The 20,586-nt window shown below is 71.3% G+C and carries 21 protein-coding genes; 5 read left to right on the top strand and 16 right to left on the bottom strand.

All coding sequences use genetic code 11. The features are described 5' to 3' along the window. Positions 1–8 precede the first annotated feature (8 nt). Positions 9–701 carry a phosphoribosyltransferase gene (locus U8525_RS03625; RefSeq protein ID WP_374261189.1) on the bottom strand — a complete coding sequence of 231 codons (693 nt, stop codon included), beginning with the start codon at positions 699–701 and terminating at the stop codon, positions 9–11. Between the two features lie 166 nt (positions 702–867). Then, the gene (locus U8525_RS03620) at positions 868–1,761 is read right to left on the bottom strand and encodes an Hsp33 family molecular chaperone HslO (RefSeq protein ID WP_374261187.1); all 894 of its coding nucleotides are present in this window, start codon (positions 1,759–1,761) and stop codon (positions 868–870) included. A gap of 281 nt (positions 1,762–2,042) precedes the next feature. Between U8525_RS03620 and U8525_RS03615 the strand changes: the two genes are divergently transcribed. Further along, entirely contained in the window at positions 2,043–2,726 is a 684-nt protein-coding gene (locus U8525_RS03615; RefSeq protein ID WP_374261184.1) for a succinate dehydrogenase, read from the top strand. A gap of 113 nt (positions 2,727–2,839) precedes the next feature. Here U8525_RS03615 and U8525_RS03610 read toward each other — a convergent pair whose 3' ends face one another. Together U8525_RS03610 and dacB are read right to left on the bottom strand one after the other, a co-directional pair. Then, positions 2,840–3,316: a single-stranded DNA-binding protein gene (locus tag U8525_RS03610; protein ID WP_374261182.1), complete on the bottom strand. Its 477-nt coding sequence runs from the start codon at positions 3,314–3,316 to the stop codon at positions 2,840–2,842. Positions 3,317–3,577: 261 nt separating this feature from the next. After that, positions 3,578–5,815 (bottom strand): D-alanyl-D-alanine carboxypeptidase/D-alanyl-D-alanine-endopeptidase, encoded by a 2,238-nt coding sequence (dacB, locus tag U8525_RS03605; RefSeq protein WP_374261179.1) that lies wholly within the window; start codon positions 5,813–5,815, stop codon positions 3,578–3,580. A 135-nt stretch (positions 5,816–5,950) separates the two neighbouring features. Here dacB and U8525_RS03600 point away from each other — a divergent pair, with 135 nt between their 5' ends. Genes U8525_RS03600 through dtd form a run of 4 tightly spaced genes read left to right on the top strand, consistent with a single transcriptional unit; the run spans position 5,951 to position 9,823 of the window. Beyond that, entirely contained in the window at positions 5,951–7,567 is a 1,617-nt protein-coding gene (locus tag U8525_RS03600) for an ABC transporter substrate-binding protein (protein WP_374261176.1), read from the top strand. After that, positions 7,564–8,478: an ABC transporter permease gene (locus tag U8525_RS03595; protein ID WP_374261174.1), complete on the top strand. Its 915-nt coding sequence runs from the start codon at positions 7,564–7,566 to the stop codon at positions 8,476–8,478. The genes U8525_RS03600 and U8525_RS03595 overlap by 4 nt, the downstream gene beginning before the upstream one ends. Continuing rightward, positions 8,475–9,308 (top strand): ABC transporter permease, encoded by an 834-nt coding sequence (locus U8525_RS03590; protein WP_374261172.1) that lies wholly within the window; start codon positions 8,475–8,477, stop codon positions 9,306–9,308. Before U8525_RS03595 ends, U8525_RS03590 begins: the two co-directional genes overlap by 4 nt. A 53-nt stretch (positions 9,309–9,361) precedes the next feature. Beyond that, the gene (gene dtd / locus U8525_RS03585) at positions 9,362–9,823 is read left to right on the top strand and encodes a D-aminoacyl-tRNA deacylase (protein ID WP_374261169.1); all 462 of its coding nucleotides are present in this window, start codon (positions 9,362–9,364) and stop codon (positions 9,821–9,823) included. Here dtd and U8525_RS03580 read toward each other — a convergent pair whose 3' ends face one another. From U8525_RS03580 to U8525_RS03525, 12 genes are all read right to left on the bottom strand, one after another. Next, complete coding sequence (locus U8525_RS03580) at positions 9,824–10,921, bottom strand: alpha/beta hydrolase family protein (RefSeq protein ID WP_374261166.1); 1,098 nt, start codon at positions 10,919–10,921, stop codon at positions 9,824–9,826. 72 nt (positions 10,922–10,993) lie between these two features. Further along, positions 10,994–11,839 (bottom strand): hypothetical protein, encoded by an 846-nt coding sequence (locus U8525_RS03575; RefSeq protein WP_374261163.1) that lies wholly within the window; start codon positions 11,837–11,839, stop codon positions 10,994–10,996. A 23-nt stretch (positions 11,840–11,862) separates the two neighbouring features. Then, positions 11,863–12,324 carry a PTS sugar transporter subunit IIA gene (locus tag U8525_RS03570; protein ID WP_374261161.1) on the bottom strand — a complete coding sequence of 154 codons (462 nt, stop codon included), beginning with the start codon at positions 12,322–12,324 and terminating at the stop codon, positions 11,863–11,865. Between the two features lie 187 nt (positions 12,325–12,511). After that, positions 12,512–13,165, bottom strand: coding sequence for a ribosome hibernation-promoting factor, HPF/YfiA family (gene hpf / locus U8525_RS03565; protein ID WP_374261159.1), 654 nt, complete (start codon positions 13,163–13,165; stop codon positions 12,512–12,514). 226 nt (positions 13,166–13,391) lie between these two features. Beyond that, on the bottom strand, positions 13,392–14,273 hold the full coding sequence (locus tag U8525_RS03560) for an SDR family oxidoreductase (RefSeq protein WP_374261156.1): 882 nt from the start codon (positions 14,271–14,273) through the stop codon (positions 13,392–13,394). Between the two features lie 122 nt (positions 14,274–14,395). Beyond that, positions 14,396–15,184, bottom strand: a complete 789-nt coding sequence (locus tag U8525_RS03555; protein WP_374261153.1) for a hypothetical protein — start codon at positions 15,182–15,184, stop codon at positions 14,396–14,398. Between the two features lie 16 nt (positions 15,185–15,200). Further along, positions 15,201–15,839, bottom strand: coding sequence for a GNAT family N-acetyltransferase (locus U8525_RS03550; RefSeq protein WP_374261151.1), 639 nt, complete (start codon positions 15,837–15,839; stop codon positions 15,201–15,203). A gap of 57 nt (positions 15,840–15,896) precedes the next feature. Continuing rightward, on the bottom strand, positions 15,897–17,414 hold the full coding sequence (gene rpoN / locus U8525_RS03545) for an RNA polymerase factor sigma-54 (RefSeq protein ID WP_374261148.1): 1,518 nt from the start codon (positions 17,412–17,414) through the stop codon (positions 15,897–15,899). Positions 17,415–17,666: 252 nt separating this feature from the next. Continuing rightward, positions 17,667–18,407 carry an LPS export ABC transporter ATP-binding protein gene (gene lptB / locus U8525_RS03540; RefSeq protein ID WP_374261145.1) on the bottom strand — a complete coding sequence of 247 codons (741 nt, stop codon included), beginning with the start codon at positions 18,405–18,407 and terminating at the stop codon, positions 17,667–17,669. Further along, positions 18,404–19,072: an LptA/OstA family protein gene (locus U8525_RS03535; protein ID WP_374261142.1), complete on the bottom strand. Its 669-nt coding sequence runs from the start codon at positions 19,070–19,072 to the stop codon at positions 18,404–18,406. Before U8525_RS03535 ends, lptB begins: the two co-directional genes overlap by 4 nt. Further along, positions 19,069–19,611: an LPS export ABC transporter periplasmic protein LptC gene (gene lptC, locus U8525_RS03530; RefSeq protein WP_374261140.1), complete on the bottom strand. Its 543-nt coding sequence runs from the start codon at positions 19,609–19,611 to the stop codon at positions 19,069–19,071. The genes U8525_RS03535 and lptC overlap by 4 nt, the downstream gene beginning before the upstream one ends. 13 nt (positions 19,612–19,624) lie before the next feature. Continuing rightward, positions 19,625–20,578 carry a lysophospholipid acyltransferase family protein gene (locus U8525_RS03525; protein ID WP_374261137.1) on the bottom strand — a complete coding sequence of 318 codons (954 nt, stop codon included), beginning with the start codon at positions 20,576–20,578 and terminating at the stop codon, positions 19,625–19,627. Positions 20,579–20,586: the final 8 nt, after the last annotated feature.

The raw sequence follows: 20,586 nt of genomic DNA, 5'->3' as shown, positions 1-20,586 counted from the left end.
CGCGGGACTCAGGCCCCGGCCTTGTCCGGGTCGTCGTCGAGGTGCGCGTCGCCCATCACCGGCTGGTAGTCCCACGGGAAGACGAAGAGCGAGTCCGTGGACAGCCCCACGTGGTCTGGCGTGAAGCCCTCCGGCCGCGCAATCAGGCACGCGGTGCGGATCTCCGTCGCGCCCACCTTGCGCGCGAGCGCCGAGGCCAGCTCCAGCGTGTCCCCGCTGGACGCGATGTCGTCCACGATGAGCACGCGGCGGCCCTTGAGCTCCCGGGGCATCTCCTCGCTCACCTGGGGCTGGCCGCGCTCCAGGGAGCGCTCGGCCTTGTCGCGGCTGCGGCGGCTGATGCGCACGGGGAAGAACTCGCAGCCGAGCGCGCCCGCAAGCGCCCCGCCCACGAACACGCCGCCGTGGGCCACGCCCACCACCGCCTGCGGCTCCCACGCCTGACGGATGGTGCGCGCCAGCGCCTGCACCCGCCGGTCGAACTCCGCCCACGACAGCTCCACCACGCCCGTGGACCTGTGCCGGGACTGGTCGCGGCCGGTGGGTTGGCGCGGGGCCTCCACCTGCGGCGCCAGCACCATGTCATTGGGGATGGAGACGAGCTTCTCCGCCCCCTCCTTCTGGGTGGAGGAGGACACGGACTTCGAGGAAGGGTTGCGAGGGTCCTGGGACTTCGGCGGCGCTGCCCGCTTGATGGCCACGACGAAAGCTCCGGGTGAGATGCGGCGGCCCTGTCATATCCCGAGCATCGCGACCCCGCCACAACCGCCGCGCCTGCTCCACCGGTGGATGTGAGGCGCTGAAACATCCTCCGGTGCGATAAGGATGTCTGTCTTCAGGACAGCGGCCCCGTCCGCGGGGGCGGGCTCAGGCGCTGCCCTCCACCAGCATCTGCTGAATCTCCGCGCCCGGGATGACATAGCGCGTCGTGCAGAACTGGCAGGTGGCCTCCGCCTGGCCTTCCTTCTCCAGGAGGTCCTGCAGCTCCTCGCGGCCCATGGCCAGGAGCGCGAGCTTCACGCGGTCGCGGCTGCACGAGCAGGTGAAGCGCAGCGGGTAGCGCGACATGACCTCCAGGTCCGCCTCCGGCACCAGCGAGCGCAGGAGCGTCACCGCCCCGTCCTGCGCGTGCGCCTGCACGGCCGCCTGGAACTGCGCCCCCAGGCGGGTGCCCAGCGCGCGGAAGGCCTCCTTGTCCCCGTCGGGCAGGGGCTGCACCAGCAGGCCCACCACGGTGGCCAGCGGATCCTCCTGGCCGTCCACCAGGCCGGGCAGCTGCGCCATCAGGAGGTGCGAGGGCACCTGATCCGACTGGTGGAAGTAGCGCTCCAGGTCCGCCACCAGGTCGAAGTGCTCCAGCTCCACGGACGAGCGGTAGTACTCGCCGCCGCCCTGGTCGCGCAGCACGGACAGGAAGCCCCGGTTCCCCAGCACCGGGCGCCAGTGGTAGCGGCCCTCCGCGCCCGAGTACTCCACCAGCGTGTTCTTCACGTAGCCGCGCACGACGCCGTTCGCGTCGCCGTCCACGAAGAGGCCGCGCAGGGGGCCGTCGCACTCCAGTTGCAGGTTGATCCGGGAGTCCGTGCCCTTGCGGAGCGAGCCCATGAGGGCGGCGGCGGTGAGCCCCTGGGACAGGAGGGCGGCGGCCGCCGGCATGCTCTGGTGCGTGGCGCGGGCCTGGCGGGACAGGTCCCCGGTGGTGGCCAGGACCAGGCGCAGGTCCGACGCCTTCAACAATCCACTGACAAGCTCATCGGGCATAGGGCTGGTTAGCGTGCCCCACCCGTCCGCGCCCGCCAATGGAAGAGGGACGGGGACGGGACGCCCGCCTGGCGGCCAGCAGTCAGGGCGGGGGGCTGGCATCGGCCGGGCTTATGAGTCGGTGTTCCCCGGCTGGCGCGGGCGGCGGCGGCGGATGCGGAAGAAATCCAGCCGGCGGGGTGGAACGGCTATAAACCGCCCGTTGGCCGTAGCACCCAGGCCCTGACTTGGGCTCGCGGGGGTCTTCACCCCACCCATCCGCGCGCCCCGCTGGAGACTCGATGAGCACCCAAGCCACCGCCGAAGCCATCACCGACCGGACGCCCCTGCTGAAGTCGCGGCTGGGGTCGTTCCTCGCCGTGGTGCCCCTGAGCATCTGGGTCATCAACCATCTGTGGGACAACCTGTCCGCCTTCTACGGCGCGACGGCCTGGGAAAAGTCGGTGACGGAGTACGCGAACCCGTTCGCCCAGGCGTTCACGTTCATCATCGTCATGCTGCCGCTGCTCATCCACGCCGCGTGGGGCATGGTGCGCATCTTCAGCTTCAAGCCGAACAACCTCGCGTACAACAACTACGGCAACCTCAAGTACCTCGTGCAGCGCGTGGCGGGCCTGGGCGTGCTCGCGTTCCTGGGCGCCCACATCTGGCTGGCCTTCCTGCACCCGCGCCTGGTGGAGGGCCATGCGGAGCCCTTCGTGGACATCGCGCGGGAGATGCACTTCCACGGCCCCACGCTGATGGTCTACCTGCTGGGCACGCTGGGCACCGCGTACCACCTGGCCAACGGCCTCCAGACCTTCGCCATGGGCTGGGGCATCTTCGCGAGCGACCGCTCCATGCGCCGCTTCGAGCCCTTCTCCATCCTCATCTTCCTCATCCTCCTGGCCATGGCCTGGGGCACCATCTACGCCCTCTACACGGCGGGCGCGGCGTACGGCCCGACGGGCATGGACGTCGGCTGACGAAGAGCGCAGTGAGGCCGGGCCCTTGAGAAGGCCGGCCCCTGGAGACACGACCGGCCGCCCCTGATAGCCAGGAGCGGCCGGTTCGCTTTTCAGGGGGAACCCCCACGGCGTTAGAACGGGATGTCGTCTTCCCCGCCGCCGGGGTTGCCGCCCATGCCGCCGCCGTCGTCCATGGGGGGCGGCTGGCCGTAGTCGTCGCGGCCCTGCTGCCGGCGCCCGCCGCCGTTGCCGCCGCTGTAGCCCTCACCGGCGTCACGGCCGCCGAGGAAGGTGACGGAGGTGGCGACGACCTCGGTGGTGTAGTTCTTCCTGTTCTCCTTATCCATCCACTCGCGCGTCTGCAGACGGCCTTCGACGAAGCACTGCCGCCCCTTCTTGAGGTACTCGCCGCACAGCTCCGCGAGCTTTCCCCAGACGACGATGCGGTGCCACTCGGTGCGCTCCTGCTTCTGGCCGTTCTTGTCGTTCCAGCTCTCGCTCGTCGCGATGCGGAAGTTCGCCACGGCCTGACCGCCCGGGGTGAAGCGCACTTCGGGGTCCGCCCCGAGGTTGCCGATGAGAATGACCTTGTTCACGCCTCCAGCCATGTTTCCTCCCGATACCCGGCCCACCGAGGGCCAGGCACAACCTCCGGGGCCACACGCCCCGACAGGTCCTTCAGCCCATAGCATCCACCACTGACATTCCCCCCGCTAGAAACCGGCCGGGGACGGTCTGGGCGGACGCCCGCCTGCTCCCCGGGCGGGAAACCTCAAGGATTCCGGGGTGTTGGGTGTGAGGGGAGCCGGCAGCACGGCGGGCCCGCCCGGACGCCCGCGGTCCGGGCGGGCGGAGCTGCCCCAGGGGGCCTACCCACCCGGGCGGAGGACGCCGGAGGCAGGGACCACGTTGGGCGTGGCGGAGGCGGGGGCCACCACCTGGACGGGCTGGGCGCGCGGGGAGGCCCGGGCCTCGGCCATCTGGGTGGTGAGCGTGGAGTCCAGCCCCTTGGCGAAGGCGACGAGCTGCGGGTCCATTCCCCCGGAGCCGAGCTTGCGCAGGGACTTCCAGAACGGGTGGGTGGTGTCCCCGGCCTTCACCAGGCCCTGGGCGAGGAGCGGCACGGTGGCGTCGCGCTCGGCGGGGCTGGCGGCGCGCAGGGCGGCGACCAGCTCGTCCGGGGCCGTGCGGGCCACTTCGCCCAGGCCGTCCGCCAGCTCCTCCTGGGCCTGGAGGTCCTGGGCGACGCCGGCCGCGCGGCACAGCTCCAGCACGCGGGCCAGGGCCTCCGTGTTTCCGCCGGAGGCCAGCTCCACCATGCTGCTCACGCCGGGCACGCCCACGGACAGGGCGCGGGCCACCTGGCGCAGGCGGCCGTAGACGTCGTCCGTGGCGGAGTAGCTGTCCAGCAGCGTGCGGGTGCCCAGGTAGTCGTGCGGGTTGGACTGGTAGAGGCTCTCCGCCAGCACGGCGCGCACGGCGGGGTCGCGCTCGCTGCGCCACGCGGTGCGCAGGAACCCGATGTTGCGTTGATCGCGCTGCTTGCCCAGCTCCAGGTAGGTCTTCACGCGGTTGGCGATGTCCGGCAGGCCGCCCTGCGCCTTCTGGCCCTCATTGAGGGAGGCCAGCGCGTTGCCCGGCCCCAGCGTGGAGCCGGTGGCGGCCACGGCGGCGCCCAGGGCGTCCATGCCCGCGACGACGGGGCCGGCGCGGCCCGCGTAGTCGTTGACCATGATGGAGAAGGAGAACTTCTCCCCGCCCGCGGACTGCACGTAGCCGCTGAGCGCGGAGACGCCCTCCAGGGTGCCCGTCTTGGCGCGCAGCCGGCCCACGGCGTCCGTGCCGTCGAAGCGGTACTTGAGCGTGCCGTCCTTGCCGGCGATGCCCAGCGAGGACAGGTACTCCGGGGCCAGCGGGAAGCGCTCGTACATGTGGCGCAGCAGCCGGTCCACCTGCGCGGTGGAGAAGCGGTTGGCGTCGTTGAGGCCGCTGCCGTTCTTCATCACGTAGGTGCCGCGCGGGATGCCCACGTCGCGGGCCAGGAACTCCTCCACCACGTCGATGCCCTTGGCGAACGAGCCCGGCGAGCCGCGCAGCTCCGCGCCCATCGTCTTGAGGAGCGTCTCCGCGACGAAGTTGCTGGACAGCTTGTTGAGGCGCTTGAGGACGATGTCGAACGTGTCGGACTGGGACACGTGCACGACCTTCGCGCGGGACGGCGTCAGGCCCAGCTTCACCTTGCCCCGCACCTTCACGCCGCGCGACACGAGCAGCTGCTTGAGCGTCCCGCCGAAGTACATGGGCGGGTTGTCGATCTTCTTCCAGACGCTCACGGGGCCGCGCTCGTCGGGGACCTGGCCCTTGACCGTGATCTTCTGCTTGTCGCCGTAGGCCGCGGACTTCACGGACACGCGGCGCGCGCGGCCGGGGCCGCTGGTGACGGCGCTGTCCACGACGAAGTAGTCGCTGGGGGGCTCCATGTCGACCGCGGCCTTGCCGCCGGGGGCGGAGCGCACGTAGACGGCGACCGCGTTCCAGTTGAGGCTCACCGCGCCGGTGGGCGCCATGTACGCGCGGTCGGAGTCCTCCTGGTCGTAGCCGGGCGGGGTGCGCTCGGCGTCGAACCAGGAGTCGTCCACGACGATGTCCTGCACCTCCTTGAGGCCCGCGTGGAGCAGCTCGGAGGTCATGCTGTAGAGGCGCTCGGTGGTGACGGTGGGGTCGCCCTTGCCGCGCACGTAGAGCGTCTTGACCTTGCCGTCCGCGGGCAGCTCCGGGTCGACGAGGAACTCCGTCTCGTAGCGGTACTCCGGCCCCAGGGAGACGAGCGCCGCGGAGGACGTGACGAGCTTCACGTTGGAGGCGGGGTTGAGCAGCTCGTCCGCGTTGTGGCTGAACACCACGGTGCCGTCGTCCAGGCTCTGCATGTGGACGCCCACGCGGCTGCTCTTGAGCGCGGTGCGCTGCATCACCTGCACGAGCGCGTTCTTCAGCGCCTCGCGCTCAGCCTTTTTCTCGGCGGACGGCGACGCGGCCAGGGTGACGGAAGGCAGCCACAAGGCAATGGCGGTCGCTGCCCAGAAGGGTCTGGTTCGAAAAACCTGCACGCACGCTCCAGGGAAGTCGCGAATCCATTATGAAGAAGGGAGGAAAGGGGCGGCAAGGGTGGGGAGTGGATCCACGTCCATCATGCCCCTGCCCGCCTGCCTGCTTCCTGGAAACAGGAAGACGGCTGGCGCAGCATGGACGTCCCGCCTGACATCCACCTCGTGACAGACGCCATGCCTCCCCTGCCCTCCCGTGCCACCCGGGTGTTCGTCCTCGCGCTGGCGCTGGTGCTGGGCGCTGGGTGCCGCGACCCGGCGCCCCCCGCGGGCATCACGGTGTTGTTGGAGGCCCCGCCGGACAGTCTGGATGACCGCTTCGCCCTCACGGCCCATGGACAGCGGCTGGCGCAGCTCGTCAGCCCGGGGCTCATCACCTTCGATGACGCGAGCCGTCCGGTGCCCCAGCTGGCGGAGTCCTTCCGTGAGGTCTCGGCGACGGTGGTGGAGTTCGTCCTCCGCCCGGACCTGACCTTCCACGACGGGAGCGCCCTCACCGCCGAGGACGTGAAGGCCACCTTCGACGCCCTGCGCGATCCGAAGCTGGGCAGCCCCAAGCGCGAGCGCTACGAGCCGCTGGAGCGGGTGGAGGTGGTGGATGCCCGCACGGTGCGCTTCCATCTGAAGCGGCCGTACGCGCCGCTGCTCGCGGAGCTGTCCGCGGCCATCCTGCCCGAGGAGCGCGCGGGGCCCGGAGGCATCGAGGCGCAAGGCGCGCACCCGGTGGGCGCGGGCCCGTTCCGGTTCGAGTCGTGGCCGGACGAGGAGCACCTGACGCTGGTCCCCTTCGAGGGCTGGTACGCGGGGAGGCCCGCCGTGTCGCGGCTGACGTTCCGGGTGGTGCGGGACGAGACGACGCGGGTGCTGGAGCTGCTCAAGGGCCGCGCGGACCTGGTGGTGAACGGCGTGTCCCCGGCGGTGCTGCCCGCGCTGCGCGAGGCGCCCCACCTGCGCGTGGTGACGAAGCCGGGCACGGGCTTCACGTACCTGGGGCTCAACCTGCGCGAGGGGCCGCTCGCGGACGCGCGCGTGCGCCAGGCGCTGTGCCACCTCATCGACGTGCGCCCGCTGGTGGAGCACAAGCTGCACGGCCTGGCGGAGCCCGCGTCCAGCATGCTGCCTCGCGAGCACTGGGCCTTCACGCCCACGGCTGGGTGCGGCTACGCGCCGGAGGCGGCGGCCCGGCTTCTGGACGCGGCGGGGTATCCGGACCCGGACGGGCCCGGAGGACGGCCGCGGCTGTCCTTCACCTTCAAGACGAGCACGGACCGCTTCCGTCGCGCGGTGGCGCTGGTGCTCAAGGAGCAGTTGGCGCAGGGCGGCATCGCGGTGGAGGTGCGGGCGCTGGAGTTCGGCACGTTCTTCGAGGACGTGCGCCGGGGGCGCTTCGAGCTGTTCACGTTGAAGTGGGCCGCCGTGATGGAGCCGGACCTGCTGCGGGGCGCGTTCCATTCCGCGAACGTCCCGGGGCCGGAGAACCACTGGGGTGGGTTCAACCGGGGCGCGCTGAAGGCTCCAACGCTGGACCGGGTGCTGGACGCGGCGACGCAGGCGACGCGGGAGGAGCGGAGGACGCTGTACGCGGAGGCGCAGCGGGAGCTGGACGCGGTGCTGCCCGTCATCCCGCTGTGGCATGAGGCCAGCATCGCGGTGGTGTCCTCGCGGCTCGCGGACTTCGAGCCCAGCGCGCACGGCCTGCTGCTGCCCCTGGCGAAGGCGCGGGAAGTGACGCCCGGGCGCGGAGACACACCGTGACCCGGAGGCTCGTGTCCGCGGGCATCGCGATGGTGGGCGCGCTGCTGCTCGTGTCGCTGTTCCTGCACCTCGTGCCCGGCGACCCGGTGGACGTGATGCTGGGCGAGCAGGCGACGCAGGTGGACCGCGCGGCGCTGCGGCAGGCCGTGGGGCTGGACCTGCCGTGGTACGCGCAGCTCTGGACGTTCGCCCGAGACCTGGCCACTGGCGAGCTGCGCACGTCGCTGCCTCCGTTCCAGCGCAAGGTGCTGCCGGCCCTGGGCGCGGCGCTGCCTTACACGCTGCTGCTCACGGTGGCGGCCATGGCGGTGTCCCTGGTGCTGGCGCTGCCCCTGGGCGTGATGGCGGCGGCGCGGCGGGGGACGCCCGTGGACGCGGCGGCGATGGGCGTGTCCGTGGCGGGTGTCGCCCTGCCCCGCTTCTGGTTGGGGCCGGTGCTGATCATCCTGTTCGCGCTGAAGCTGGACTGGCTGCCGGTGTCGGGCGCGGAGTCGTGGCGGCACCTGGTGCTGCCCGCGTTCACGCTGGGCACCGCGCTGGCCGCGTTCCTCGCGCGGATGACGCGCGCGACGATGCTGGAGGCCCTGCGCGAGGACTACGTCACGGTGGCCCGGGCCAAGGGCCTGTCGCCCCGCGCGGTCCTGTGGAAGCACGCGTTCCGCAACGCGCTCCTGCCGCTGGTGACCGTGCTGGGCCTGGAGTTCGGCGCGCTGCTGGGCGGCGCCATCGTGACGGAGAAGGTGTTCGCGTGGCCGGGCATGGGCACGCTGCTGCTCACCGCCATCGAGAAGCGCGACTACAACACCGTGCGCGCCACGGTGCTCCTCTTCACGTTCTGCTACGTGCTGGTCAACACGCTCACCGACCTCGCCTATGCGTGGGTGGACCCCCGCGTGCGGAGGCGCGCATGAGCGCGGCCCATCGCCTCCGGCTGCGCTCGTGGGGCGCCCGGTTCGGGTGGGCCGTGGCGTGCGTCTGGGTGTTCACCGCGCTGTTCGCGCCGTGGCTCAGCCCCCATGCGCCGGACGCCATCGACCTCACGCGCGAGCTGTCGCCCCCCACGTCCGGCCACCTGCTGGGCACGGGGGAGAACGGCATCGACGTGCTCACGCACGTGCTGTACGGCGCGCGCGTGTCGCTGGAGGTGTCCTTCTTCGCGGTGGTGCTCTCCGCCGCGGTGGGCATCACGCTGGGCGGCATCGCGGGCCATGCGGGCGGGCTCGTGGACGAAGCGCTGATGCGGTTGGTGGACGTGCTGCTCGCGTTCCCCGGCATCCTGCTGGCGCTGTTCATCACGGCGGTGCTGGGCCCCAGCCTCGCCAACGTGGTGTTCGCGCTCTCGTTCACCGGGTGGACGGGCTACGCGCGGCTGACGCGCGGACAGGTGCTCACCTTGCGCGAGCGTGACTACGTGCAGGCGGCGCGGGCCCTGGGCAGCGGCCCGGGCCGCATCCTCGTGCGGCATCTGCTGCCCAACGCGGCCGGGCCGCTGCTCGTGCAGGCGACGTTCGCGCTGCCGGGCGCCATCGTCGCGGAGGCGTCCCTGAGCTTCCTGGGGCTGGGGGTCCCGCCGGGCACGCCGTCGTGGGGCGCGCTGGTGGACCAGGGGACGCAGTACCTGCTGGTGGCACCGCACGTGGCCCTCTTTCCAGGCATCGCGCTGGCGCTCACCGTGCTGGGCTTCAACCTGCTGGGCGATGCGCTGCGCGACGCGATGGATCCGCGCCACGAGGGGCGGTGACTTGAAGGCCCCAGGCGTCCCTGGCAGGAAGCAGGGGCGGAGGTGACGAAGACATGAAGGCCGTGGTGCAGCGGGTGCTGGAAGCGTCGGTGACGGTGGACGGGAAGCGCGTGAGCGAGATGGGCCCGGGCCTGCTCGTGCTCCTGGGCGTGGGCAAGGGCGACACCGACGCGGACCTCACGTGGATGGTGGACAAGCTGGCCACGCTGCGCATCTTCGAGGACGCCGACGGCAAGATGAACCTGTCGCTGGAGGACACGTCCAAGCACCTCATCGTCGTGAGCCAGTTCACGCTCTATGGCGACGCGCGCAAGGGCCGCCGGCCCAGCTTCATCGACGCGATGGAGCCGGTCGGCGCCAGGGCCCTCTACGAGCGAGCCTGCGAGGCGCTGCGCCAGCGCGGCCTCACCGTGGGCACCGGCGTCTTCGCCGCGGACATGAAGGTCGCGCTCGTGAACGACGGGCCCGTCACCATCCTCCTGGAGAGCCCACCGAAGGCCGCGCCTCCGGCCTGATCAGCGCACGTCCAGCGCGCGGCGGAAGAACGCCACGCCCTCCGCGTTCGTCCGTGCGTGCGAGGCCGGGCGCGTTCCCGCCACCGGGTCACGGCACAGCAGCGCGATGACGTCGAAGCCTTTCGGGTAGCACTCGGGCAGGAAGGTGAAGTGGCCGGCGTCGTCCAGGACCACCGTCGTCGTGGTCGCGGGCGGCAGCAGCCCTGCCAGGTGCATGCCGTGGGCTTCATGCGGCATCAGCTCGTCGCCCTTCGCGAGCACCAGCTCCACGGGCCTCTGGATGTCGGCGGTGTCTCTCGCTTCAAAGGAAGCCGCCATGCCCGGCGCCATCGCGAACGCGGCCTTCACTCGCGGGTCCAGGTACGACGCTCGCGCGAGCTTCATGTCGATGCGGCTGTAGTCCACGTCGCGCAGCGCCTCGCACCCTACCTCCTCGCGAGTGCCCGGCGTCTTGCAGCGCTTCTCGATCCACTCCAGGTTCAGGTTCAACCCCACCAGCGCCAGCGCCGTGTATCCCCCCATGGAGTGCCCCGACGCGCCGATGCGCTCCGGGTCCACTCGCGGGCCCCACTTCGGATCCCTCAACAGGTGGTCCAGGATGACCGTGAAGTCCCGCGGACGCTCGTAGGCGCGCGCGAAGCCCTCCGGGCTCGTGTCTCCGTAGGTGTTGCCCGGGTGGTTCACCCCCACGACGACGAAGCCGTGCGCCGCCAGGTTCGAGCCGAACCACGACAGGTCCATCACCGAGCCACCACTGCCGTGTGACAGCAGCACCACCGGCCAGCGCTCTCGTGCGTCCGACAGCGGTGCGTCCTTCGCGCCGTAGAAGGGCTTGAACAGGTCCGACGGCGCGCGGTCATCCATCGGCGTGCCGGGGGCCACCGGGTACCAGACCACCGGCCTCAGCGTGCGGTGACGGACCGCGTCCTCATAGGTCAGCGACTGCGTCACCCCCACCGCGTAGGCCGCGTCCGCCCCAGGGAGGGACGTGGGGTCCGTGCGCGGAGCCTCCGCCTTCTTCGAGGAGGAGCAGCCGCCCGTCAGCAGCGCGGCGGCGACGAGGAGCAGGGCCCCCACCGGAGACAAGAAGTGGCGCATGGCCCGGAGCATGGCCGGGAACAGCAGGACAAGGAAACCCGGGAAGCGCCGCCCAGGCCCCGGGCCGTCAGCTCACAGCCGCACGGTGGTCCCGCGCGTCACCAGCGCGGCCAGGCCCTGCTTCGTCTGCGCGGCGGTGCGCAGGTGCAGCGTGAGCGCGCCCAGCTCGCGGATCCACGTGGCCGCGCCCGGGCCCAGGCCGGAGAACAGCACGGACAAGGGCGGCGGCTGGGGCAGCCTCCCCGTCCAGTAGCCCAGCACCTCGTCGCGCTCCGGCAACGTCGGCAGCTTGAGGCGCTCCAGCTCGCGCGTCAGCAGCCGCTCCAGCTTGCGCGGCAGGTTCACCTGCCAGTGCAGCACCGTCTTCGCCGGCCGCCAGGCCCAGTCCGCGAACGCGAACCGCTCACGGACCGCGTACTCGCCCCGGCCCTGCGTGACGAAGACGCGGTCCGGCGGGAACTCCGGGAAGGGGTCCCACTGCCCGGCCAGGAGCGACGCCAGCCCCTGCTCACCCGGGGGGCGCCGGCGGAAGTTGTCCCGCACCACGCGCGCCGCCTTCATGTCCCAGTAGGGATAGGCCGGGTCCTCCACCATCAGCGCCAGGTTCAGCGCCTCGTCCCACTCGTCCGCGTAGCCGCCGGGAGCGCCGCCCACCTCCCAGCCGCCGGGCGCCTCGCGCCAGGGCTGGAACACCAGCCGGTCCACCAGGTCCATCCACCCGTCCGAGTCCACCGACCCCACGCCCCCCGGCAACGCCGACGAGGCCAGCCGCTGGCAGAGGGTGAACGCCTGCGCGTCCCCCAGGTGGTTGGCGAGCGCCTCCAGCGCGCCGCACGCATCCCCCATGGCGCGCGTGAAGAAGGGCAGCACCTGCTCGTGGAAGAAGCGATCGTTGATGGGACGCAGGACGACGTCCATGCGGGGCGTCTCCGGTCAGGCCCTCAGGGCCGCGCGTCTTCCTGGACGATGAGGGAGTGGATGTCCGCGGCCGTGGGCGCCTCCAGGATGGCCGCCCGGAAGCGCGGGTTCTTGAACAGCCGCGAGATGCGCGCCAGCGCCTTCAGGTGCACCCCCGCGCTGTTCTCCGGCGCCACCAGCGCGAAGAACAGGTGCGTGGGCTTGCCGTCGATGGACTCGAAGTCCACCCCCGCGCGCGACACGCCGAAGGCCGCCTGGAGGCTGTCCATGCCCGCCAGCTTGCCGTGCGGAATGGCCACGCCCTCGCCAATGCCCGTGCTGCCCAGCTTCTCGCGTTCCTGGAGCACCGCCACCAGCCGGTCCTCGCGCAGCGTCGGGTGCGCCCGCGCCAACGTGGCACTCAGCTCGCGCAGCACCTCCGGTTTCGTCTTGGACTGCATGTCCGCGACGACCGCCTGGGGGCTGAGGAAATCGGCGATTCTCAATGGCGCTCCCGCACTGGCGCTCCGGGCCGGCAATGATTCCTCGGCCGGCAATTACTCCTCACTCTGGATTCGCGCAAGGGTCGCCTGGGCGGTCACAGGCGCTTCGCTCACTGCGCGTCAGCCTGGGCGTTGCCCCATCCCGGGCCCGGGCCGGGGAGGCCCCCGGACCCGGTTCCCAGCCGGCCGCTCAGGTGCCGGTGGCGGCCACCGGCGCGGCGGGCAGGTGCGGCTCGATGAGGCCGAACCCCCCTTCCTTGCGGCGGTACACGATGGACAGCGCCTGGGACTGCTGGTTCTGGAACACGTAGAAGTCGTTGTTCATCAAGTTCATCTGCATCACCGCGTCATCCACGGACAGCGACTGGATGGCCAGGTGCGTGGTGCGCACCAGGCGGGCGACGCCCGACTCGGCCACCGGCGCCTGGGCGGCGGGCGAGGAGGGGATGGGCGCGACCTCGGCGGGCGCGGCCTCGGCGGACTCCTCGTCGTGGACCTCGAAGATGTCGTGGCGGACCTTCACTAGGTCCTGGCGGTGGTGGACCTTCTCACGGCCGTGGTGCGACTTGAGCTTGTCCCGGTAGCGGCGCAGCTGGCGTTCGATCTTGTCCATCGCCAGGTCGATGGACGCGTACATGTCATCGCTCTTCTCACGCCCCCGGAGGATCCAGGCGCCCGAGTGGATGGTGATGTCCGCATGGTGCAGGTGCCGCTCCAACGACAGCACCACGTGGGCCTCACCAGCCCGGTCCAGCAGTCGGTTCACCCGCTCGACCTTTTCACGGGCGTACTCCTTCAGCGAATCCGACGCTCCGAACTGACGGAAGGTGATGTTGAGCTGCATGCGTGGCTGCCTCCTAGGGAGAGAGGTAAGCTCCGTCACAGATCAGAAACGGAGCCCACGCCGAAAGCAACCCGGTCCCCCAGGTTGGAACTTCCCGTTCACGGCTCGCGCTCGCGCAAGCGACCGCCAGAGGACACGTCTTGTGTCCGCTGCCGGGCAGGCGGTGGGGATTCCGACCCGGGCCTCATTTTCCGGACGGCAATCCCCCACCCCGAGTGCGTGGCGCTCAGGCCAGCAACATGCCTCCGGTGACGCCGAGGATGTCCCCGTTGACGAAGCGCGACTCGTCACACGCGAGGAACACGTAGGAGGGCGCCAGCTCCGCGGGCTGCGCGGGCCGCCCCGTGGGCGAGTTCCCGCCGAACTCCCGCACCTTCTCCCCGTCGTAGGACTGTGGAATCAGCGGCGTCCACACGGGGCCCGGCGCCACGGCGTTCACCCGGATGCCCCGGCCGATGAGCTCCTGCGACAGGCCCTTGGTGAAGGCCACGATGGCGCCCTTCGTGGACGCGTAGTCGAGGATGGACGGCGAGGGCTGATACGCCTGGATGGACGCGGTGTTGATGAGGGTCGCGCCCGGCTTCATGTGCGGCAGCGCGTACTTCACCAGGTGGAACATCGCGAGGATGTTGACCTTGAAGGCGCGCTCCACGCGCTCGGCGTCCAGGTCCTCGAACCGCTCCACCGCCTTGCCCTGGTAGGCCGCGTTGTTGACGAGCACGTCGATGCGCCCGAAGCGCTTCACCGTGTCCTCGACGATTCGCTTGCAGGTGGCCTCCAGCGCCAGGTCGCCCGCGAGCGGCAGCGCCTGACGCCCGGAGGACTCGATGACGCGTCGGGTGTGGTCCGCGTCGTCGCCCTCGCTGAGGAACGCGAACGCCACGTCCGCGCCCTCGCGCGCGAAGGCGAGGCACACCGCGCGGCCAATGCCGCTGTCGCCGCCCGTCACCAGCGCGACGCGGTCCTGCAGCCGGCCCAGGCCCTTGTACGACTGCTCGCCGTAGTCGGGCTCCGGCTCCATGCGGCCTTCGTGGCCGGGCGCGGGCTGCGTCTGCTTCGGGAAGGGCGGCTGGGGACCGGCGGTGCGCGGGTCGGGGTCGCGGGCCATGTCATCGCTCCGTGGGAAGAGAAGGCTCTGCCCCCACGGTGGAGGCGCTGGCGTGGAGCGGCAATCGCGCGCGGGCCGCCTGCCCGGCTCCCCCGCCTGGAGGCCCCCAGGCGCAGGGCGCCTCAGGGCACCACGGCCAGCACGAAGTCCTGCGCGTGGTAGATGGCGCCGGAGCACGACGCCACGCCCGCGCACTCGGCCACGACCCCCTCCAGGTCCGCGCTCAGCGTCAGGGTGTGGTTCGCCTGCGGGGTGCCCGCGGGGATGGGGAGGGTGACCTTGTTGCCGTCCTGCGCGACGGCGAGCTCGCCGGGAGCGCGGCCCCCTTCGCGAAAGAGCAGCGCCTCCACCGGACCGGGCACCTCCGTGGACGGCTCCCAGAGGAAGTCATAGGACTGCCCCACGCGCAGCTTGTCCGGAGCGCCCTCGCCCTGGAACGTGAACTTGCGCTTGGCCTTGGCGTTCCGGACCACCAGCCGCACGGTGCCGCTCGAGTCCTGGAGCTGCACGACGATGTCCTCCACCGGCTCGCGGCCCCAGGCGGCCGGGTCGTAGTTGAAGTAGGCGCGGCTGTTCTCACACGCCTCCGAGCGCCCGCCCACGTCCGACGCGCTGCCCGGCACCAGCGTCATGGGCTGGCCGTTGAGGGTGGCCGTCACGTCGTCCGCGAAGCGCGAGCACGGGCCGTCCGCCTTCACGGAGTAGCTGACGGTGAAGCGGTGCGCGCCCTGCGCGTCCGGCGTCTCCGCGTCGTCCACGTCCGTCAGCGCGAAGGTCAGCGAGCGGTCCGACAGCTCCGCCAGCGTCATCACCCGCGTCTCACCGCCGCCGCAGCCGGTGAGCGCCACGAGCGCCCCCAGGGCGGTGAGGCGGGTGAAGGTTCGACGCGGGCTCGGGAGGGGGGAGGTCATGGCGCCCGGCACCCTATCACTCCCGCGCCAGCAGTCCTTCGAGCCGCGCCTTCACGCCGGGCCACTCCGTGTCGATGAACGCGTAGTACGCGCTGTCCCGCACCACGCCGCCGCGCACCAGCATGTGGTGGCGCAGGATGCCCTCGAAGGAAGCGCCCAGGCGCTCGATGGCCGCCCGGGAGCGCGCGTTGCGGCGGTCCGTCTTGAGCTGCACGCGCATCACGCCCAGCGCCTCGAAGGCGTGCGTGAGGAGCAGGGCCTTGCACTCCGTGTTCACCCGCGTGCGCCACGCCCGGCGGCCCAGCCAGGTGGAGCCGATCTCGAGCGTCCGGTGCTCACGGGAGATCTCCATGTAGCGCGTGGTGCCCACCACCTCGCCGCTCGCCCGCTCGATGATGGCGAAGGGCCGCTCGGTGCCCGCGGCGGCCGCCCGCAGCGCGGCGGAGACGTAGTCCGCGACGTCCTCCTCCGTGCGCAGCACGCGGGAGAAGTGGGTGAAGACTTCGGGTTCGCAGAGCGCCGCGAGCGCGGGCACGTGGTCCAGGCGCAGGGGCTCCAGCCGCGCCGCCCGCCCCTCCAGGACGACGGGCGGGACGACGAGCGGCGCGGGGTCGCGGCGGGGAACGCCGACATCGGAGGGGAGCACGGGGTCCATGGACCGCTTCATGCCCCAAACCGGCCCTGGCGTGCAGGGCCGGCGGCGGCGGACGGCTCAGAAGTACTTCTTGCGCTTGCTGCTGGGGAGGATGCCCAGCACCTCGCGGTACTTGGCCACCGTGCGGCGGGCGATCTCGGTGCCCTGCGCGCGCAGGAGCTCGACGATCTTCTGGTCCGAGTACGGGTTGCGCGGGTCCTCCTGCGACACGAGCTGCTTGATGTGATGCTTCACGGCCTCGCTGGCCGTGTCCTCGCCGGACACGCGCGCGATGGACGAGTTGAAGAAGTACTTCAGCTCGAAGATGCCCTGCGGCGTGTGCACGTACTTGCTCGTGGTGACGCGGCTGACGGTGGACTCGTGCATGCCGATGTCCTCCGCCACGTCGCGCAGGATGAGCGGCTTCAAGTGCGCGATGCCCTTGTCCAGGAAGTCCCGCTGGAACTTCACGATGCTCTCGGTGACCTTGTAGATGGTCCGCTGCCGCTGGTGGATGGAGCGGATGAGCCACATCGCGCTTCGCAGCTTGTCCTGGATGAACTCCTTCGTCTGACCGGGGCTCACCGCGCCCGTCTTGAGCGCGTTCCGGTACATGCCGGAGATGCGCAGCTTGGACAGGCCGTCGTCGTTGAGGACCACGGTGTAGTCGTCCCCCAGCTTGTAGACGAAGACGTCGGGGGTGATGTACTGCGCGTCATCCCCGCTGAAGTTGCGGCCCGGCCGCGGGTCCAGCTTCGGGAGCAGCTTCGCCGCCGCGACCACCTCTTCCAACGTGACCTTGAGGTCCTTGGCGATGGCCGGCAGGTTCTTGCTCTCCAGGTACTTCATGTGCCGCTTGATGATGAGGCCCAGCAGCGCCGCGTTCGGGTCCTTCATCGCCTGCAGTTGGATGAGCAGGCACTCCTGGAGGTCGCGCGCGCCGCAGCCCCGGGGCTCCAGGTTCTGGATGCGCCGGAGGGTGCGCTCGGCCACGTGCATGGGCACGTCCGCCTCGTTGGCCAGGCGGATGAGCGGGTCGCCCTCCACCTCCGGCAGCTTGAGGTAGCCGTCGTCGTCCAGGTTCCCCAGGATGAGCACGCCCACGCGGCGCTCGGCCTCGTTGAGCCGCAGCGTGCCCAGCTGCTCCTGGAGGTGGTCGACCAGGTCCTCCTTCTTCACCATGTTGGCTTCGAACGACGGCAGGTCGTCCGTGGCCACATTGCCCTTGTTGGAGGCGGTGGTGGGCTCGTTGAACTGGTAGCTGTTGAGGTAGGACTCCCAGTCGATCTCCGGGGGGCCCTCGCCGTCCGCCTTGAACTCCTGGGCGGTCTCCGGCGTCGCCGACGGCAGGTCCACGTCTCGCGCGATTTCCGTGTTGTCTGCTTCGAGCGAGGCCTCGCCGGGCTCCTTGTCGGCCACCTCGCCGGGCATGCCCTCCTCGGGCTGCTCCAGGAGGGGGTTCTGCTCCATCTCCTCGCGGACCTGGTCCAGGAGCTCCATGCGCGAGAGCTGGAGGAGCTTGATGGCCTGCTGCAGCTGGGGCGTCATCACCAGCTGCTGGGCGAGCTTCAGGCTCTGTTTGAGTTCCATCGCCATGTGGGGGCGTCTCCAGAAGGCTTGCGTGCCACCTGATTGGAGGTTCCAATCAAGGACCGTGCCAACCTAACAAGGCCCCCCGGCCACGTCCAGTGCCCCAGCGCATGGTTTCTGATTTGCAGTGTCAAAAATCCGCTGGAAATCCGACAGGTTGTGCCAACCCCTGCCTGCCTGGCAGATGTTCAGACGTCGACGCAAAAGCGGGGCCAACTTCACCGCGAGCATCTGGAGGCGCACAGAGAGAGCGGGTTTTCATGGGGCCTGGAGACGGAAGCGGTCTCCCAGGTAGACGGCCCTGGCGCGGGCCGAGCCGGCGATCTGCTCGGGGGTCCCCTCTTCCAGGATCTGCCCCTGTGCGATGATGTAGGCCCGGTCACAGATGCCCAGGGTGTCCTGGACATTGTGGTCGGTGATGAGGATGCCCAGGCCCCGCTCGCGCAGGAGGTGGATCTGCCGCTGGAGGTCGCCCACGTTGATGGGGTCCACGCCGGCGAAGGGCTCGTCGAAGAGGATGAAGCGGGGGGCGGGGATGAGGCTGCGGGCGATCTCGGCGCGCCGCCGCTCGCCGCCGGAGAGGGTCTCGCCCCAGGACTCGGCGACGTGGGAGAGGCCGAACTCCTGCAGGAGGGCGTCCGCGCGCTGCTTGCGGTCCTGGGCGGTGAGCCCCTTCTGGAGCTCCAGCACGGCGAGGAAGTTCTGGCGCACCGTGAGCTTGCGGAAGACGGAGGCTTCCTGCGGCAGGTAGCCCACGCCCCGGCGGGCGCGGCGGTGCATGGGCAGGTGGGTGAGGTCCTCGTCGCCTACGCGCACCCGGCCCGCGTCCGGCGTCACCAGGCCCACCACCATGTTGAAGCTCGTCGTCTTGCCGGCGCCGTTGGGGCCCAGGAGGCCCACTACCTCACCGGGGGCGACATTGAAGGACACGTCGCGCACCACCTGGCGGCGGCGGAAGGACTTCTGGAGCCCCTCGGCGAACAGCTTCGCGTCGCTCATGGCGCCGTGCCGCCCGTGGGCTTGGGCGCGGGGGCCTTCTTGCGGGTACCGGGGAGGGGCGTGGTGGCCGGCGAGTCGACGAGGATGCGGGCGTTCTCCACCTCCAGGCGCTCGTTGCCCAGGATGAGGCGCACCTTGGTGCCGGTCAGGTAGGTGTTGCCCTGGCGGGCCTCCGGGGAGCCCGTCACCACCAGCACGCCCGAGGGCACGTCGTAGTCCGCGCGCTCGCCCCGGGCCTGCCGGTCGCCGTCCACGGCGCGCACGTTGCCGGCGCACACCACGCGCGTCACCTGTCGGGTGGCGTTGTAGTAGCCGGTCATCTTGTCGCAGCGGATGTCCATGGTCTGGTGCTTCACCACCACGTTGCCGGTGAGCACCGCCTGGTTGCGGTCGCCGGTGACGTGGTCCGCGGACAGGTCCACCGGGTTGCGCAGGCCCACGGGCGCCAGGGACGTGCCCGGCGCGGGCGGCGGAGTGGCCGGGGCTGGAGCGGCGGGCGCGGTGGCGGGGGCGCCAGGCTTCGCGGCCGGCGTGGCGGCGGGGGCGCCGGGCTTCGCCGTCGGCGTGGCCTGCGCGACGGCCGGGGCGCCAGGCGCGGGAGCCGCGGCGGCCTGGGGGGACGTGGGCTGCGCCAGGAACAGCGCCATCACGAGGAACTCAATCACTCCGTCGCTCCACCCAGCACGGCTTGGACCGTGCCCTCGAAGGTGAACGTCTGGTCCGCGGCGGACAGCGTGAAGCGGTCCGCCCGCATCTGGTAGTCGGGGCCCTTCATCGTCACGCCCTCATCGCCATGGGCCCGCCGCGCGTCCGCGTCGTAGGTGAGGCGGGGCGTGTGGGCCACCAGCCCCTCGCCCGTGTGCACGACGACGCCCCCGGTGCCCGTCCACCGCTTGGACGCGAGGCTGCCGTCCATATTCGGCGCGGTGATGGTGGTGCCCGCCTGCTGGGAAGCCGGCGAGCCCTTGCCAGGAGGCAGGCGCACGACGACGTCGGTGGCCTGCACCTCGCCGCCCGCGCGCCGGTAGAGGACGCGCGCGGCGGTGCCGGAGACCTGGAGCGTGTCGCCCTCGTAGGAGCGCAGGCGCGCGCCCTCCAGCACCACGTCCGGGCGCGGCTCGTTCCCGGCGCCCGGGGCCGGATGGCGCGGCGAGCAGGCGGTGGCGAGGAGTCCCAGGAAGGTCAGGGCAAGCAGGCGCGGCACGAGGCCCTCCTTATCACCGCGCCGGGTCGGGCGGTGCGTCAGCCAGGGCCGGGGGAACGTCCTCGGGAGGACGCGTCTTCCAGCGCTGATGCATCCACACCCACTGTTCGGGAGCCCTGCGGATGGCGGCCTCGATGCGCTGCGACAGGGCGGCGGTGAGGGCCTGCACGGCGGCTTCACGCTCCGTCCCATCCGGGTGCGGCACCTCCTCCATGGTGAGCCGGTAGCCCGCGCCGTCGCGCTGGCAGAAGCCCACCACCACCGCCGCGCCGGTGCGCAGCGCCAGGTCCGCCGCCGCGCGCGGGGTGGCCGCCAGCGCCCCGAAGAAGGGCACGAAGACGGACTGCACCCGGGTGTCCTGGTCGATGAGGATGCCCAGGATCTCCCCGCCGCGGAGCGCGCGGAGCATGGCCCGGGCCGCGCCCTCCTGGCCGCGCCAGATGCTGCGCACGCCGCCCTTCGCCCGGAAGTCCTCCACCAGCGCGGTGAGGCGCGGGTCGCTGGTCTCCTTCGCGATGCTCTGGCTGGGGTAGCCCGCCTTCGCCACGCGCCGGGCGAGCAGCTCCCAGTTGCCCACGTGGCCGGACACGAAGACGACGCCCTTCCCCTTCGCCAGCGCGGCCTCCAGCACGCGGCGGTCCGCGTCCGGCCAGGACACCAGGGCCTCCAGCCCGGCGTCCAGCGCGCGCGTGGAGGCCACCTCCAGGGCCGCGGCAGCCAGGTGGCGGAAGGCGCCACGGGCGAGCGCGTCGCGCTCCGCGTCCGTCCGCTCCGGGAAGGCGCGGGCCAGCGACTTGAGCGCCTTCCTGCGCTCCCCGCCCGCGAGCGCGTAGGCCCAGCCGCCCAGCGTCATGCCCAGGGCGCGGGCCGTGTCCAGGGACAGGAACTGGAGCAGGCGCAACATCCCTGCGATGAGCAGGTAGCGCAGGTAACGCTTGAGGCGCTTTGTTAAAGGAGGACGCTCCACGACGCGTC

Origin of the sequence: Corallococcus sp. RDP092CA (assembly GCF_041903675.1) — a bacterium.
Taxonomy (GTDB): Bacteria; Myxococcota; Myxococcia; order Myxococcales; family Myxococcaceae; genus Corallococcus.
Note: the sequence above shows the minus strand (reverse complement) of the source record. Positions and strands in the feature narration are given on the sequence as shown.

What these genes read in the sequence shown, in the direction of transcription:
- U8525_RS03620 (WP_374261187.1), bottom strand. Translation starts at nt 1,761, where the DNA reads ATGCCCGATGAGCTTGTCAGTGGATTGTTGAAGGCGTCGGACCTGCGC.
- U8525_RS03610 (WP_374261182.1), bottom strand. Translation starts at nt 3,316, where the DNA reads ATGGCTGGAGGCGTGAACAAGGTCATTCTCATCGGCAACCTCGGGGCG.
- U8525_RS03575 (WP_374261163.1), bottom strand. Translation starts at nt 11,839, where the DNA reads ATGGACGTCGTCCTGCGTCCCATCAACGATCGCTTCTTCCACGAGCAG.
- hpf (WP_374261159.1), bottom strand. Translation starts at nt 13,165, where the DNA reads ATGCAGCTCAACATCACCTTCCGTCAGTTCGGAGCGTCGGATTCGCTG.
- U8525_RS03590 (WP_374261172.1), top strand. Translation starts at nt 8,475, where the DNA reads ATGAGCGCGGCCCATCGCCTCCGGCTGCGCTCGTGGGGCGCCCGGTTC.
- U8525_RS03555 (WP_374261153.1), bottom strand. Translation starts at nt 15,184, where the DNA reads ATGACCTCCCCCCTCCCGAGCCCGCGTCGAACCTTCACCCGCCTCACC.
- dtd (WP_374261169.1), top strand. Translation starts at nt 9,362, where the DNA reads ATGAAGGCCGTGGTGCAGCGGGTGCTGGAAGCGTCGGTGACGGTGGAC.
- U8525_RS03560 (WP_374261156.1), bottom strand. Translation starts at nt 14,273, where the DNA reads ATGGCCCGCGACCCCGACCCGCGCACCGCCGGTCCCCAGCCGCCCTTC.
- U8525_RS03600 (WP_374261176.1), top strand. Translation starts at nt 5,951, where the DNA reads ATGGACGTCCCGCCTGACATCCACCTCGTGACAGACGCCATGCCTCCC.
- U8525_RS03580 (WP_374261166.1), bottom strand. Translation starts at nt 10,921, where the DNA reads ATGCGCCACTTCTTGTCTCCGGTGGGGGCCCTGCTCCTCGTCGCCGCC.
- lptB (WP_374261145.1), bottom strand. Translation starts at nt 18,407, where the DNA reads ATGAGCGACGCGAAGCTGTTCGCCGAGGGGCTCCAGAAGTCCTTCCGC.
- U8525_RS03615 (WP_374261184.1), top strand. Translation starts at nt 2,043, where the DNA reads ATGAGCACCCAAGCCACCGCCGAAGCCATCACCGACCGGACGCCCCTG.
- U8525_RS03550 (WP_374261151.1), bottom strand. Translation starts at nt 15,839, where the DNA reads ATGGACCCCGTGCTCCCCTCCGATGTCGGCGTTCCCCGCCGCGACCCC.
- rpoN (WP_374261148.1), bottom strand. Translation starts at nt 17,414, where the DNA reads ATGGCGATGGAACTCAAACAGAGCCTGAAGCTCGCCCAGCAGCTGGTG.